The sequence below is a fragment of the Streptomyces albidoflavus genome (assembly GCF_000719955.1).
GTDB classification, from domain to species: domain Bacteria; phylum Actinomycetota; class Actinomycetes; order Streptomycetales; family Streptomycetaceae; genus Streptomyces; species Streptomyces albidoflavus.
Genome location: NZ_JOII01000002.1, coordinates 59,961 through 75,685, shown reverse-complemented (window position 1 = coordinate 75,685; position 15,725 = coordinate 59,961). Strand labels below are relative to the sequence as shown.

The window sequence follows — 15,725 nt, the reverse complement described above, 5'->3', positions numbered from 1 at the left end:
CGACCGGGTGCCGGAACGGGGGACGTGTGGACGTCGGGAGTGTGACCGCCGTGTCGGTCGCCGTGGTGGGGGTCGTCGGGACACTGCTGTCCGCTCTGCTGACCCAGCGCGCCGCGGACCGCAGCCGGCAACGTGAGCGGGAGCGCGCCGAGCTGGCGCGCGAACGCCGGGGCGAGCTGCTGGACGTACGGAGCTGCTACGTCGCCCTCAACACCGCGACACGCCAGTACCTGGCCGCCCTCACCGACCAGGTGCACGCGCTGCGCCGGGACGGCTCCGGCCCGGTACGGCAGCGGCTCACCGACGCCCGCGACCAGCACCGCGACGTGTACGCCGAGGCCCAGCTGCGCGTACCCGACCCGGTCCTCGATCTCGCCGGACAGCTCAGCCGCGAACTGGGCGCGGTCTACGGCATGGTGAAACGACTCGACGCGGGGGCGCCCCGCGAAGGAGACTCCGTCACGGGCGCCCAGGAGCGCATCGACGTGCTCTGGCACCTGCTGCGGGAGATGCGGCGCCGGATGAGGGCCGAGCTGGGCGTACCGGCGACGGCCGGCGGCCGGGAAGCGGCGCTCCCGCCCCCGGCGGGGCAGCGGGAGACGGAGCGCGGCGAAGGCACTCCGGGCACTCCGGGCACTTCGGGAACGAGGAGGGGACGGGATGGACGAGAGTGGTGACGAGCCGGCCGAGGAGCTGTTCACCCTGATCGCGGCTCACCGCACGACGGTCCGCGAGGGGCTCGGCGACGAGCGGTACGCGCTGCTGCTCGCCCGGCTGTACGCACTTGTGGCCGTGCCGTGCGACGACACCATGGAGGTGCGCCGGGCCTACCAGTACGTCTGCCGCGTCCTGCTGGACCTGCCGCACGACCATCCCGTACGCGACGCCGTGGGAGCCCTCCGGCTGACCGCGGCGCCCCCCGGGCCGGGAGTGGCCGTGGGGGCGCGGGAGCTGATGGCGCTGCTGTCGGCGCCGCCGCCGCCCGCTGGACCGGCACTGGGCACGACGGACGAGCTGCTCGGTGCCGCCGCCCTCTCCGCCGACGAGGTCTGCGCGCGCTCGGGGGCGGGGGCCCCCGAGCGCGGGCTGATCAGACTCCCCGACCCGGTGGGCGGCGACCGCTACCCGGAGTTCCAGTTCCCCGAGGGCGGCGGGAGCCCGCACGAGGTCGTCCTGGAGATCAACCGGCTGCTCCTCGCCGACCTCGACCCCTGGGGCGCCGCCGCCTGGTGGCTCAGCGGCAACACCTGGCTGGGCGGCACGCCCGCGTCGCTCCTCGGGCAGCTCCCCGACGCGCAGCTGGTCGCCGCCGCCACGGCACTGGTGGAGGGCGACTGATGACCGGCCTCTTCCCGATGACCTCGCTCGAACTGCACCCCGTCCGGCACGTGATCCCGGCCGGGACCGAGCTGTGGCGGGTGCACAACGTGCGGTACGCGCCCCACCTGTTCAACCCGAAGCTGGCCGATCCCTTCGAGTTCAAGGACGGCAGCCGCTTCGACGGCACGCGGCTCGACCCGTACCACTGCCTCTACCTGGGCGACACCCCCACCACCGCGCTCGCCGAGAGCGTGCTGCGCTCCCGTCCCTTCGAACTGCCCGCGGGCAGGCGCCGCATCCCGTACGTCACCGTCGTGGGGCGCCGCCTGAGCGTGCTGCGGACCCGGTGCGACCTGGTCCTGGTCTCCCTGATCGAGGCGAAGGACCTCGCCGCCGTCTGCCAGGAGTCCACGCTCCTGGAGGACGAGCGGAACTACGTCTCCGCCCGCCGCTGGGCGAGCGAGATCCGCGCGCAGGCGCCCGACGTGGCGGGACTGATCTGGCAGTCCCGCCACAACCGGCCGCAGCGGGCCCTGGTCCTCTTCCACGACCGGTTCGACGGCTGCGGCGGCCAGCCGCTGGACGTGGTGGCGGACGCGGGCATCGCCCGCCTCGACTCCGACGCCGGGATCGACCTGGCCAACCGGTACCTCGAACCCCTGCGGGCCGAGATCTCGCGGCCGCTACGGGACACCGGGGACACCCCCTAGCCGGCTCCGTGCTGCTCCTCGATCAGGCAGCCGGCGAAGGAGTGGGCCGGCGGGTTGAGCGCCTTCCACCGGCGCACCGCCCACCCGACCGGCAGGGCGCGGACGACGGCGCGGCCCCGGACGAGGCTTCGCCCGGACGTACGGCATCACGTGGGGCCTGGGGGCCGCCCTGACCCGCACCGCAGGGCTCCCGTACCCGAAGAGGCGCGCACCTGCTCGGTCTTCGCGCGCCCCGCCCGCCTGGCGGAACTCGGCCTCATCCCGCCCGCCCCCTTCCGACCTGAGCCGGCGGCGGCCGGGATGCGCCCAGAACGCGCCCGGCCCGCGCCCGGCTGGTCCGCTGCAATGGAAACCAGCCCACCGGCCGGCAGTCCGCCGGGCGGGGAGCGGCGGGGGAGCGGGTTCATGGCGAGGTGGTGGCATCCGGTCGTACGCGTCGGCCCGGCGCGGAACGGCGGTACGGGTTCCGGTCGAGGGTGCCCGGCGAAGCCTGCCGCGGGGCCGGAGACCCACGGAGGACGGAGGGCCGCGGCGTGGACGTGAGGTGTCCGGTCTGCGCGACCCCGGAGACGGGACGCGAACTGTGTGAGGTCTGCGGAGTACGCCTGTACGGCGACCCGGTGCTCGGCGCCGCGACCGCCCGCGACCTGGCCGCCGCCGAGGCCGCCCTCGGGGCCGCCCGCCACGCCTGGGACCTGCGCGCCGCCGCACTCGTCGCCCCCGGCCCGGAGACCGACGGCCACCACCGCCTCACCGCCGTCCTCGGGGGAACCCCGCCCGGGGACGGTCACGTACCGGCGGGCGCTCCGCGCGAGGAGACCGGCGACAGCACCCGGGTCCAGGCCCTCCTGGCGGGCCGCGCCCAGGTGTCCTTCCTCGAATGCGCCCCCGACGGGCTCCACCTGACCCAGGTGCAGATCACCCGCGCCGGAATCCCCGTGCCGGGCGACACGTCGAGCACCCCTTGGCGCTCCGTGGTGCCCGCCCTCGACGGAGATCCCACCCTGCGCCGCTTCCAGCTGGCGGGCGGTGTCGGCACCCTCCCGCCGGTGGACCGGCGCGCGTTCGACGAGGCCGTACGCGCCTGGCTCGCCGAGAGCCTGCGCACCGCGCCCGGGGCCACGGCCGTCCTGCTGCGGTCCGCCCCGGGCTGGGAACTCCTGCGGCGCGCCGGGGCCGTGGCGGTCCAGAACCCCGCCGTACGCCTCGCCGCCGACGGGGAGGGCGGCGCGCCCGAGGGCCGGCCCGGCGGCGCGGTCCGGGTGCGGCGGCTCCTGCGCACCCTGCCCCTGCCGGCCGATCACACCCTGCTCCTCGCCCGGGTCGACCCGCACACCGGCGCCGTCCACCCCCACAGCCACGTGCTCTTCCCGGCGGGCCTCGTCCTGCGCCCGGACGAGACCGTGACGGCCGAGGTCACCGTGTACGGCGGCCCCACCGACAGCACGCCCCTCCTCCCGGTACTCGCCGGGCCGCCCGCGCCCGGCACCCCCGCCCTCGCGCTGCGGCAGCTCAAGGTCCGGGCGCTGGAACCGGAGCGGCTCACCTTCGCCCTGCGCGGTCCCGGCGAGGTGGAGCTGGTCGCCCCGGCCGGCGAGCGGACACCGGAGGAGCCCACCGCCGACCTCTCCCGGCTCCTCGCCGCCCTGCCCCGGCGGATGGTCCGCCCGCCGGCCCTGGAACTGCTCCTCACCGTCGACCTCGGCGGCGCCGACCGCGCCGAGACGGAGGAACGCCTGGCCTTCGTCCGGGAGGTCGCCGCCCTCCTGGCCCGCAAGGACCCTGCGGGCGCCACCGTCCGGGCCGGCGCCGTCGGCCACTACGACCACACCGACTACGAGACCGCCTGGGCCAAGGCGGGCCTGCTGCTCCGTGCCCCCGTCGTCGCCCGTCCCCCGGCCGAACTCCACGCCGCCCTCGCCACCTGGTCCCCGGCGCCGGGGCGGCAGGACACCGTCTCCTCCCTGGAGGATGCGCTGCACGAGGCGGCCGTGCTCGCCGCCCGGCGGCCCGTGGGCGCCGACTCGGACGAGACCTGCCGGGTGCTGCTGGTCGTCGGCGGCCGGCCGCCCGCCCCGGCCCGCCAGCACGGAGTCGTACCGGCCTGCCCGCGCGGCACGGACTGGCGGACGGCGCTCGGCCGGCTGCGGGCCGGCGGCTTCCGCCTGCTCGCCCGGACGCACCCCGCGACCGGGCCGCCCGCGCCCGACGCGGCGGCACGCCAGGCCGGACGGTACGCCGCCGAGGCATGGCGGGCCCTCGGCGCCGACGGGGTGTTCCGGCCGGGCGCCGACTCGCCCCAGGACGTGGTCCGCGCCCTCGACCCGCCCTGGCGGCACGAAGGCCCCGCCTGCCCACTCGCCTTCGCCACACCCCTCAGGTGACACCGCCCCACCACGTGGCCCCAGTACGAGGAGAGCCCATGGCCGATCTCTACGACCCGAACCGGAACGAGCCGGTCACGCCCCCGCACGGCGGCGGCCCCCGGCCGGACCCGGAGCCGGTCGCGCTGCCCTCGCCCGCCGGGCCCGCCGACGAAGGCGCCCGGAGCGGCCCGCCGCCCGCCGCACCTCAGCCCGTACCGGACGCCGTGCCCCAGGGGCTGCCGGAACGCGTCCCCACCGCCGGACCGGACGCCGACCGCGTCCGGATCGGCCTGTGGGGCGCACCACGCTCGGGCAAGACCACCTACCTGGCCGCGCTCCCGCTCGCCGCCATGCAGCACCAGCGCCACCACGGCGGCGGCTGGCACATCAGCGGCATGACGGAGGAGGCCAACGCCTACCTCAGCCAGGGCATGGACCTGCTGACCCGGCAACGGGCCTTCCCCGAGGCCACCATGGGCGTCCGCGAGATCGCCTGGTCCGTGCAGGGGCCCCGGAAGAAGCGCAAGCTGGGGCCGGGCCGGCGGCCCAACTTCGTCCTCGACATCCAGGACGCGGCCGGCGAGGTCTACGGCGACGGCCACCCCCAGCAGGCCCAACTGGTCAGCCTCCTCGCCCGCTCCCACGGGCTGATCTACCTCTTCGACCCGCTCGGCGACGCCCAGCGGGCGACCGAGAGCTTCAACTTCCTCCACTCCGCCCTGACCCTGCTCACCGCGCAGGTCCGCAACCGGGGCGGGCTCGTCGACGGCCGGCTGCCCCACCATGTCTCCGTCTGCGTCGCCAAGTTCGACCACCCGGGCATCTTCCAGCCCGCCGCCGAGGCCGGCTGGGTCACCCAGGACCACGAAGGCGCGCAGCTGCCCCGCATCCCCAGGGAGCGCGGCGAGCAGTTCTTCCAGTGGATGTGCGACGACTTCCGGGGCGCCACCGCCCGCCTCGTCCGCGACGCCCTCCAGACCTACTTCGACCCGCGGCGCATCGCGTACTACGCGACCTCCGCCGTCGGCTTCCGCCTCGCCCCGCAGCACGTCTTCGACTACCGGGACTACGTCCAGGAGATCGAGGCCGACGGACGGAAGTACCTGCGCACCTCACCGGGCCCGATCAACGTCCTGGAACCCCTCATCGACCTCGAGGACCGCATCCACCGGGAGACCAACCGGCGCGGGGGCAAGCCGTGGTGAACCGCAGCCCCGGCGGCCGGCGGCTCCCCGCCCACCACGCGGTGCTCGGCAAGCACCCCGGACGCACCATGGGGTACGAGGTGCTGCGCAGCAGCCTCCCCGGCGACCGGGCGGGCGACTACCTCTGGCGGGCCGCCGCCACCGGTGCCCCCGAGGGCCGCGACCCCGAGGGCGCCCTGCCCTGGCGGGTCTTCCTCGCCGCCTCCGACACCCGCCCCACCCCGGCCTGCGCCCGCGTGGAGACCAGCTGGGACGGGACGACCGACGGCACCGGCGCCCCCGGTTACACCTGGCAACTGGCCCTGTTCGACTGGCCGGACGTCTCGGACACCGCCCTGACCTGGACCGGCATCGACCGCGCGCTCTCGGCCCTGCCGACGGGCGGTCCCGGGGGCGAGGAACCGGCGGCCGTCACCGTGCCGGAGACCTCCGCCGCCGAACTCGCCGCCCTCGTCGACGAACTCGGCTTCCCCTGGGCCGCCGGTGTCGCCGCCCTGCTCCTCGACGGCCGGCAGGTCGCCCTCACCCCGAGCCCCGGCCGGCCGCTCCCGGACGTCGCGGAGCGGGTCCGGGTGCTCGACGCGATCTGCTCGCTCCTGCCGTACGCCTGCCGGTCCTGGCTCAGCGCCGCCACCTGGACCGGGCAGGCCGACCACGACCTCCGGCTCTTCTTCGCGCCCGCCGTCCGCCAGGGCCAGAGCACCGCGGTGTACGGCGGCGCCCCGCCGCCGGGCCCCCGGGGCGACGCGGCACGCGGCTACCTGCGGGGCCTGCTCGCGCTGCGGGCCAAGAGCGGCGACACCCACGGCCTGGTGCGGCACCTGCTCGCCGCCACCGGACCGGCCACCCCCGCCCCCGAGCCGTACGGCACCCTCAAGGCCCTGCGTGAGGCGGACCTGCTGGACACGGTGGTCGAGGAGATCGGCGCCGGGGCGGGGGAGCCGGCCGAGGCGGCGCGGGTCCTGCAGCGCCACCCGGCCGACTCCCTCGACGACCGGCGGCTCGCCGTCCTCACCGGCTACCTGGTGGCACACGTCCGCGAGGCCCGGGCCGGAGCGCTCCTCGCCGCCCAGTGGTCGGGGCGGCTCTGCGCCGTCCTCGTGGCGCAGGTTCTCGCCGCCGGGGACCCGGCACGCTCCTTCGAACGGGCCCAGCGCTACCTGGGCGTCGTCCACGCGGAGGTCGAGCCGCACCGGCCCGGCTCCTTCGCCGACCTCTTCCACGCCCTGCTGGACGCCCCGAGTCCGCCCGAGGACTGGGCGGGTTCGCTCATCTACATGGCGGAGGACCAGTGGGGACGCGCCACCGACCGCGCCGACCGCCTCCTCCTCGGCGACGAGGCCGTCGCGCGGACCTGGCTCCGCTACCTGCTGAAGAACCGCCGGCGCAGCCTGCAGCCGCTCGCCCGGCTGGTGCGGCGGGCGCACGGCGAAGGCTCCCCGGCCGCCACCCCCGGCTGGCTCCGCTTCGCCGCCGTACTCCTGGGCGGCGACGCGGAAGCCACCACCGCCAGGGACGCCGCCGACTTCGCCGAGGTCTCCGACCAGGGCTGGCGGACCACCCTGGACATCGCCCGGGAGCAGCGGCGCCCCGAGGCGCTCCGCGCCATGTGGCCCGGGCTGTGGCGGGCCGCCCGCAGCGACCGCACCCTCGGCGAGGCGGTGGCGCGGCTCGTCCCCGCCGACGGGCGGCACGACGGCTCAGTGGCGGCCGACGCCGACCTCTTCTGCGCGGCCAGCGGAACCGGCGGCCCCGGAATGCCCCGCCTGGCCCAGCTCAGCGAGAAGGGGCAGCTCCCCGCGTACGTCGCCGCCCTGATCAACCGGTGCGCCTCCGACGGGGAACTGCGGCGCCTCGCCGTCGACGCCCTCCTCGCCGGCCCGCCGGGGCCGCGCGGCTGGCAGGTGACCGAACAGCTCGCCGCCGCCGTCCCGGGCGCCTTCCTCGGCCTGGTCTGCGACACCGTGCACGACCGGCTCACCGGCCGGGGCCGCCCCCTCGCCGACCTCGACGTACCCCCGTACCTCATGAGACACGTGGCGGCCCGGTACGACCTCGGGTGGCTGCGCCCCGTCGGCGAGTTCCGGCGGGCCGCCGAGAGCGGGGCGCCGTACGAGGAGCTGGCCCGGCTGCTGCTGGAGGCCGGTGTCCCGGTGCGGCTGCCCGCGCAGCTGCTCGACGCGGTCGCCGGCTGGACGGTGACGGAGGGGCCGGGCGGTCTGGAGCAGGTCGCCCGGGCCATGGACGCGGCGGCGCCGGGCTCGCCGGGGCTGCGCCTGTACGGGGCGCTCACCCGCGACGACCGCCACCCGGGGCTGCGCGAGCGGCTGACCGAGCACAGCCGGCACCAACGGGCCTGGCACGAAGCGGTTCTCGCGGAGTTGTGGCACCGCCGGCCGGGCACGCCGCCGGCCGCCGTGCCCGCCGCCGAGGGGGAACGCCCGGGCCTGTTCCGGAAGATGGGCCGCGTCGTCCCCGGGAGGCGGAGATGACGGCCGCCGCCCCGGCTGTCGCCGTCGACGCCGGTTCCCGCTACCTGCGGGTGGCGCGGGCCGACGGCGACGGGCCCCCGTACCTCGTCGACCTGCCCGGCACGGTGCCCGGCGAGGGCCTGCCGACCCCGGACCGGGTCCGCGGCGACCGGGCCGCCGCCCTCGCCGCCGCGTGCGCCGCGTACCGCGCGCACTGCGGCCCGCCCGGCCGGCTGGTCGCGGTCGTCCCGCACGGCGAACGCCCGCCCCCCGCAGGGGAGACGGGGGAGCCGCCGCCTCAACTCCTCGGCGTCCCGCACGCGGTGCTCGCCCTGCTGCGGCACGCGGGCACCCCGCCCCTGTCACCGGTGCTCGTCTGCGACCTGGGCGGTGCCGGGGTGAGCCTCGCCCGGTGCGTCCTCACCGGCGGGACCTGGGCCGTCTCCGGCCCGCCCAGGCACGCGCCCCTGCCCGGCGGCTACGGCGCCGCGTTCGACCGGGCGGTGCTCGACGGGGCCGGGCTGACCGCCGACGACCCGGAGGTCCTGCGGCTGCTGGCCCTCGCCCGGGCCGAGAGCGGGCGGCGGACCGAGGTGGCCCTGGACCGGATGGTGGCGCGCCCGGACCGCGCGGAGCGGCTGGCCGACACCGTGGTGCACGAGGTGGCGGGGCGCGAGATCACCGCCGGCGTCGTGCACCGGGCCTTCGCCCGTCTCACCGAGGGCCTCGACCGGGTACTCGCCGACGCGGGCCCCGACCGTACGCCCGTGGTCGCGGTCGGCGGCGCGGCGCGCTCGGCGACCCTGGTGCGGCACCTCGCGGACCGGCTGGGCCTGCCGGTGCCGCTGCCGGACGGCACCGATCCGGCACTGGCCCCGGTCTTCGGGGCCGCCCTGGTGGCCGCCGGGCGGGTGGACGCGGCCGACCGGTACCCGCACGCCGTCGCCGTACGGGTCCACCGCACCGTGGGCGGGCTGCCGCGCGACGAGGAGCTGGTGATCAGCCCGCCCGGCACGCTCGCCCCGGGCGGGGCCACCGTCTTCGCCGAGACGGGCGGCGAGCGGGTCCGGCTCGGGGCCGCGCCCGCCGAGGGCGGCACCGGACGCGAGGTCCAGCTCCTGGTCCGGGGCGCGGGCACCCGCGGCGGCGTCTCCGCGACCGCCGTGACCGTCTCCGCGGCGGCCGGGGACCGCTTCCACGTGGGCGTACGCGTCACCACCGACGGGACCGCCCACCTCGTCCTCCACCCCCTCGCGCCCGAGGCTCCGGCCCCGCACCGGCACGGAGCCGAACCCGCCGCCCAGGAGATCCCGTTGGGCGCCCTGCCGGCCGATCCCGTGCCCTGACCACCGCCCCTTCGCCGCGACGCGGTCGACCCGCGCGCCCGACCCCTCCAGGAGACCGTCCGTGAAGCCCCACACCAGGCCACCGCGCGGCACGACCGCGCCGCGCCGCCGGGCGGCCGTGGCAGCCGTGCTGCTGGCCGCCACGGCGGTGCTCACCGCTCCGGCGGCCGCCGCCGAAGGACCGAGCCGGGAAGAGATCTACCGGGAACTCGGCGTCGCCGACCAGCCCGTGGACTACGCCGTCCTCGTCGACACCTCCGGATCGATGCGCACCAAGGGCCGCTACGACACGGTGCGGTCCACCCTGCGCGGCTTCCTCGGCGGGCTCTCCCGCTCCGACCACGTCGCGCTCATCACCTTCGACGACCGCCCCGAGGCCCGCTACGTCGGCTCGGCGGGCGACCCCGGCAAGATCGTCGGCCGCCTGCCCAAGTCCCCGGACCCGGACGGCGGGACCGACATCGGCGCCGCCCTCGACCTGGCCCTGCGCGAACTGGAGCGGTCCGACGCCGCGAGCGTCGCCTCCGTGGTCATGCTCACCGACGGGCGCCACGAACCGCCCCGCTCCACCGCCTACCCCAAGGCGTCCGGCGCCCCCTGGGACGCCCTGCACCGGCGCGCCGAGGCCGTCGGTACCCGTGCCGGACTCGCCGGCTACGCCCTGCCGCTGGGCTCCGGAGCGAGCGGCGCCGGCCAGCTCGGCAAGGTCGTCCGGGACACCGTGGTGCTGCGCCCCGGCAGCATCCAGGACCTCGGCGCCTACCTCCGCCGGGCCGGGGACAGCACCCGGGCCCGGTCGGCCGCCCGGCTGCTCGCCGAGGACCGGGGCAAAGGCGTCACCGCGTCCTGGCGGCCCGGCGGCACCCGCGACCTCACCACGGGCTCTGCCGAGGCCGCCGTGACCTTCCGCTCGGCCGCCGCGCACACCCCGCTGACCGTCACCGGCACCCGCCTCACCACCGACGGCGTCCCGCTCCGCGTCAGCGGCGTCCCCGACCGCCTGACCCTGGCCCCCGGCGAGTCCCGGACGTACACCGTGCGGCTGGCGGGCGGCGTGGGCGGGGACGGGCTGCCCTTCCGGCGGACCGAGGAAGGCGCCGCCGCGCTGCGCGTGTCGGGCAAGGTGGCCTCGCCGTGGCAGCGGGCCCTCGCCCCCGACGTCGAGCTGAGGACGCCCGGGACGGTCGCCGCGCGGGGCCGCCCGCTGACCGCCCGCGCGGAGACCGGCTCGGTCCTCTTCCTCCCCGCGCTGCTGCTCGGGGTCGCCGCCGCCCTGGCCCTCGGCTGGCTGCGCTGGCGGAGCGTCCACCGCCCGTCCCTCTCCGGCGGGCTGGGCATCGCGCCGGTCTTCGCGGCGGACACCCCGGGGTGGATCGCCCTCAGCGGGCGGAGGGTGGCGTTCCAGCAGCCAGCGGGCGGACGCGGCACCGTCCACGGACGCCGCCGCCGCACCCCGGAGGGCCCCCGCGTGGACCTGCTGATCCACTACGCCAGGAAGGGCGCCGGGGGCCGTCCCGACCGGGTGACCTGCGCACCGGGAGCCAAGGCCGTCGTCGGCGGGCTCGCGTTCACCCACCGCCCGGACGGCCCGCCGGCCGACGGCCACGCGCCCGAGGGGTCCGGATGACGGAGGCTCAGCCGCTCAACGTGGCCGCCACCCGGGTCGGCACCCGCGCCCTCGGCCCCGGGGTCCGGTCCGTGGTCTGGGTGCAGGGCTGCCCGTTCCGCTGCGCCGGCTGCGTCGCGCCCGAATGGATCCCCGAGCGCCCGGCACGCCGGGCCGACCCGGACCGGCTCGCCGCCGAACTGCTCGCCGACCCCCGGGTCACCGGGTTCACCCTCTCCGGCGGCGAACCGATGAGTCAGGCCGCCGGACTGGCCCGGCTGGTCCGGCGGGCCCGGCTCCTGCGGGACGTCTCCGTGGTCTGCTTCACCGGGTACCGCCTGGAGCGGCTGCGCACCCGGCCGCCCGCACCCGGCGTGCCCGACCTGCTCGACGCCGTCGACGTGCTGATCGACGGCACCTACGTCGCCGCCCTGGACGACGGGCGCGGCCTGCGCGGCAGCGGCAACCAGCGCGTCCACCACCTCACCGGCCGCCTCGCCGAGTGCGGCTACGACTTCGAGGGCCGCCCCCGGGACGTCGAGATCGCCGTCGACGGCCCCGAGGCCCTGCTCGTCGGCGTACCGCCGCGAGGCTTCCCCGCCGCCTTCACGCGGGCGGTCGACGCGGTGCGCGCCCGGCACACGGCGGCGCACCCCCACACCTCCGGGGGCGTCCCGGAGCAGGAAGGACGGTCATGAGCGGCAGGAAGACCATTCAGGTCGACGAGGCACAGTGGCGGCGCGTCCAGCGCAGGGCGCGCCAGCTCCAGGGACTCCAGCGGGACGTCCCCCGGCTGCTCGACGACGTACGGGCGCAGACCAGGGCCGACGTCGACCGGGCGTTCGCCAGCGTCGACGCCCGGCAGCGCCGCCAGGACGAAGCCGTCCGGCAGCTCAGCGACCGGACCCGGCACATCGAGGCCGAGACCGGCCGCCGCCTCCGCGAACAGGCCGAACGCCTCCACCAGGAGCTGCACGAGACGGCGGGCCGCATCGAGGAACAGACCCGGCAGCGCCTCGACGGGCTGCGCCGCGAGGCCGAGCGGGCCCTCGCGGCCGAGCGCGCCGAACGCCGGGCCGAGACCGCCCGCCTCGCGCAGGAGATCGACGCCGTCAAGGCCGACCGGGCCCGCGCCGAGGAGACCGCGCAGACCTGGCTCGCCGACGCCCGCACCATGGCCGGGCTCATCGAGCGCGAACTGCCCCACGAGCGGTACGCACCCGGGCGCCTGGACCGGCTGGTCCAGCGCCTGGCGACGGCCGGGCAAAACGCGGCCGAGCACCGCTTCGACGCCGCGCTCGCCCTCGGGCAGGAGACCTTCCACGAACTGAGCGACCTGCGGGTCGACATCGAACAGCGGGAACTGGCCCGCTGCCTGGCCCGGAAGGAGGCGGTGGAAGCCCTCGTCCAGGTGGAGGCGCTGGCGGAGGAGAACCGGCGACGGCCCGTCGTCGACACCGACGGCACCCCTGTCACCGGGTACTCCCTGGACGTCGCGCACTGGTCCGGCGGTGAGTACGACCAGGTGCGGCAGGACACCGCCGCCGCCCTCACCCGCGCCCGCGACCCGCAGACCGGCACCGACGCCCTGCTCGCCCTGCGCGACGAGGAGGCACCCGCGCTGGAGCGGCGCCTCGGCGAGACGGTGGAGCGGGCCGGGCTGCGCCAGCTCACCTCCCAGCTACGGGTCAACCTCGCCGACGTGGTGGCCCAGACCCTGGCCGAGGTCGCCTTCTACGACCTGGTGGAGGAGGAGTGCCACTACGCGGGGGAGGACGAGCGGGGAGACTTCCACGCCGTGCTGCGCCACGAGGCCACCGGCAACGAGATCAGGGTCCGTATCGCCCAGGCCCACCCGGACTCCGACCAGTGCGTGATCCACGTGGAGACCACCGACCACGACGTCACCGCCGAGGCCGAACTCCGCGACCGCGCCGACGCGGTGTACCAGGCCCTGCGGCAGGAGGGCGGGCCGATGGGCCTGGAGCCGTCCGCACCGGTCGAGGAGACGGTCCTGCCCGCGCCCGCTTCCGTCCGGGGGAGCCGGGACGAGGCGGCCGGTACCACCACGTGAACGCGACCCTGGCGAAGGAGACCCCCGCCCCCGCCGCCCCGCCGCCCGGCACCGAACGGCTCCCCCCGGACGCCGTGCGCACCGGCGAGCCCTTCACCGTCCTCTACGGGCCCGGCGTCGGCGACGTCTTCGTCGACGCCACCGGCGAGGTCCGCACCATGGAGCAGGCGCTCTGGCACATGCTGCGCGCGGCGGGGTTCGAGCGGATCGTCTTCAGCACCTTGCAGGACCCGGTGTACTTCCGCGACGACGCCTCCTGGCGCCGGTCCCGCCGGCCCGTCCGCCGTACGCCGGGCACGGACGGCAGGGCGGGCCCGCCCCGTATGCGCCATGCCGGGCTGCGCGGCCCGCTCGGCGCGACACGGCTCCTGAGGGCGGAGCCGGCCCCGGGAGCCGGGCGGCCCGCCGCCCCGGACGCCGGGGCCGCCCGCGCCTCGGGCATGGCCGACCCGTTCGGCGTGATGACGCTCACCGCGTACCTGCGCGGCACCGGGCACCGTACGGCCGTGGTCTTCCCGCACGCGGACGAGTTCCTGCTGCACAACCAGGCGTCGCGGCAACTCGCCCAGGCCCTCGCCACCTGGGCCTGTGACGGGGTCGAGGGCAACCAGTGGGTCCTCGTCTTCAACCGGACCTCCCTGCACGAGGTGGCCGCCTTCCTCACCGGACTGGGACGCTGCCCGGGCCTGGAGACCTTCGTCACCGAACGCCGCGACGAGCCCGCCCGCGGCGGCACCCACCGCGTCGGCCTCCCCGGCGAGCGGGAACTGGAACGGCTGGTGCACGCGGCCCGGCTGCGCAAGGGGCTGCGGGTCGCCTGGCGCGACCTGGACCGGGTGGTCCGCGCCATGGCCGGGCAGCCCGAGACCGCCCGGGTGTGGCGGTCCCGTCTTCATCAACTTCACGCGAAAGGAGCGCGGTTGGATCGCGAGACGGTCCGCCCCTGGCTGGGCGCGGCCGCCGCCGAGGAACGCACCCCCTGGGAGCGGCTGGCCGCCATGCCCGGCACGGAAGCACTCGTCCGCCGCTTCGAGGGGCTGCGCGCCGAGATGGAGACGGAGGCCGCCCTGCGCGCCCGGGGCCGCCCCTCCGAAGGCGAACCACCCTCACGGCACCTCGTGTTCACCGGCAACCCCGGGACCGGCAAGACCACCGTGGCCCGCCTCCTCGGCGAGATGTACCGGGACGCGGGCGTGCTGACCCGGGGCCACTGCGTGGAGGCCGGACCGGGCGACCTCATCGCCGGATTCGTGGGGCAGACCGCGCAACGGACGGCCGCCGTCATCGACCGGGCCCTGGACGGCGTGCTCTTCATCGACGAGGCGTACGGGCTGAGCGACCAGCGGGAAGGCTTCGGGGACCAGGCGATCGAGACACTGCTCAAGCGCATGGAGGACGACCGGGACCGCCTCGTCGTCGTCGTGGCCGGATACCCGGGCAAGATGGAGGAGTTCCTGGACGCCAACCCCGGGCTCCGCAGCCGCTTTCCCGTCACCAACGTCGTCCCGTTCCCCGACCACGACCCCGGCACCCTGCACACCATCCTCATGAACCGCCTGGCCCAGCGTGGCATGACCGCCGGCGCCGAGGTGGCGGAGGAGCTGCGGCAGATCGTGGAGAACCTGCACCGCACCCGGAGCGCGACCTTCGGCAACGTCCGGGAGATGCGCACCCTCGCCGACGCGGTCCGCTCCCGCTGGTCGGTACGGATCGGGCCGGAGGTGGACGAGCCCGTCACCGGCGAGGACATCCCGGAGACCTACCGCGGTCACCTTCCCCGCCCCGCCCCGGACCCCGCCGAACTCCTCGCGGGCCTCGACGCCTACGTCGGCCTCGCACCGGCCCGCGCGGCGCTCACCGCCCTCGCCTGGCGGCTGCGGATGCGCCAGGAGCGGGGGGCGGGGAACTTCGACCCGCCGCACCTGCTGTTCACCGGGCCGCCCGGGACGGGGAAGACCACCGTCGCGCGGCTGGTCGGCGCACTTTTCCGCTCCCTCGGCCTGCTGCGCGGCGGGCACGTCGTGGAGGTGACCCGCGTCGACCTCGTCGGCGAGTACCTCGGGCAGACCGCGCCCAAGGTGGTGGGCGCGTGCGAACAGGCCATGGACGGCGTGCTTTTCATCGACGAGGCGTACAGCCTGGTCGCCGACGCGGGCGGAAGCGGCGCCGGCTTCGGCAAGGAGGCGGTGGAGGCCCTGCTCCGGGAGATGGAGAGCCGGCGCGGCCGTCTCGTCGTCGTCGCGGCCGGGTACCCCGCCGACCTGGAGCGGCTGCTCGACTCCAACGCGGGACTGCGCTCGCGGTTCACCCTCACGGTGCCGTTCCCCGCGTTCTCCCCGGAGGACCTCGGCGAGATCCTGCGCCGCTCGGCCACCGCCGACGGCTACGTCCTCGCCCCCGGGACCGAGGAACGCGCCCGCCGGCTCCTGGAGGAGACCCGCCGGGCCCGCCCCACCGCCTTCGGCAACGCCCGCGACGTACGGCGCCTGCTGGAGGCCATGGAGGGGCTCAAGGGCGCCCGCTGGGCCGAGGGGGACAGGGGGCCGGAGCTCCTGCCCGAGGACGTACCGGAGGAGCTGGAGACCGGAGGCGTCCGGGCACCGTCGGGGCGGCCGGGTGAGCGGTGA

General features: G+C 76.9%; 11 protein-coding genes. All 11 read left to right on the top strand.

Going from position 1 to position 15,725, the window contains the following annotated elements; translation table 11 throughout:
- The first annotated feature begins 26 nt into the window (after window positions 1-26).
- On the top strand, window positions 27-677 hold the full coding sequence (locus IF45_RS0102050; RefSeq protein ID WP_030305127.1) for a hypothetical protein: 651 nt from the start codon (window positions 27-29) through the stop codon (window positions 675-677).
- Window positions 661-1,338, top strand: a complete 678-nt coding sequence (locus tag IF45_RS0102045; RefSeq protein ID WP_008407886.1) for a hypothetical protein — start codon at window positions 661-663, stop codon at window positions 1,336-1,338. The genes IF45_RS0102050 and IF45_RS0102045 overlap by 17 nt, the downstream gene beginning before the upstream one ends.
- Window positions 1,338-2,030 (top strand): RES family NAD+ phosphorylase, encoded by a 693-nt coding sequence (locus IF45_RS0102040; RefSeq protein WP_008407888.1) that lies wholly within the window; start codon window positions 1,338-1,340, stop codon window positions 2,028-2,030. The genes IF45_RS0102045 and IF45_RS0102040 overlap by 1 nt, the downstream gene beginning before the upstream one ends.
- Window positions 2,031-2,563: 533 nt before the next feature.
- The gene (locus tag IF45_RS0102030) at window positions 2,564-4,414 is read left to right on the top strand and encodes a serine/threonine-protein kinase (protein ID WP_030305124.1); all 1,851 of its coding nucleotides are present in this window, start codon (window positions 2,564-2,566) and stop codon (window positions 4,412-4,414) included.
- A gap of 38 nt (window positions 4,415-4,452) precedes the next feature.
- On the top strand, window positions 4,453-5,601 hold the full coding sequence (locus IF45_RS0102025) for a hypothetical protein (RefSeq protein ID WP_030305122.1): 1,149 nt from the start codon (window positions 4,453-4,455) through the stop codon (window positions 5,599-5,601).
- Entirely contained in the window at window positions 5,595-8,093 is a 2,499-nt protein-coding gene (locus IF45_RS0102020; RefSeq protein ID WP_030305120.1) for a hypothetical protein, read from the top strand. The genes IF45_RS0102025 and IF45_RS0102020 overlap by 7 nt, the downstream gene beginning before the upstream one ends.
- Window positions 8,090-9,418: an FGGY-family carbohydrate kinase gene (locus IF45_RS0102015; RefSeq protein ID WP_030305117.1), complete on the top strand. Its 1,329-nt coding sequence runs from the start codon at window positions 8,090-8,092 to the stop codon at window positions 9,416-9,418. The genes IF45_RS0102020 and IF45_RS0102015 overlap by 4 nt, the downstream gene beginning before the upstream one ends.
- A gap of 61 nt (window positions 9,419-9,479) precedes the next feature.
- Window positions 9,480-11,045, top strand: coding sequence for a vWA domain-containing protein (locus IF45_RS0102010; RefSeq protein ID WP_030305115.1), 1,566 nt, complete (start codon window positions 9,480-9,482; stop codon window positions 11,043-11,045).
- Entirely contained in the window at window positions 11,042-11,722 is a 681-nt protein-coding gene (locus tag IF45_RS0102005; protein WP_030305113.1) for a 4Fe-4S single cluster domain-containing protein, read from the top strand. The genes IF45_RS0102010 and IF45_RS0102005 overlap by 4 nt, the downstream gene beginning before the upstream one ends.
- Window positions 11,719-13,098, top strand: a complete 1,380-nt coding sequence (locus IF45_RS0102000; protein ID WP_030305111.1) for a coiled-coil domain-containing protein — start codon at window positions 11,719-11,721, stop codon at window positions 13,096-13,098. The genes IF45_RS0102005 and IF45_RS0102000 overlap by 4 nt, the downstream gene beginning before the upstream one ends.
- Window positions 13,095-15,725 carry an AAA family ATPase gene (locus IF45_RS0101995; protein ID WP_030305109.1) on the top strand — a complete coding sequence of 877 codons (2,631 nt, stop codon included), beginning with the start codon at window positions 13,095-13,097 and terminating at the stop codon, window positions 15,723-15,725. Before IF45_RS0102000 ends, IF45_RS0101995 begins: the two co-directional genes overlap by 4 nt.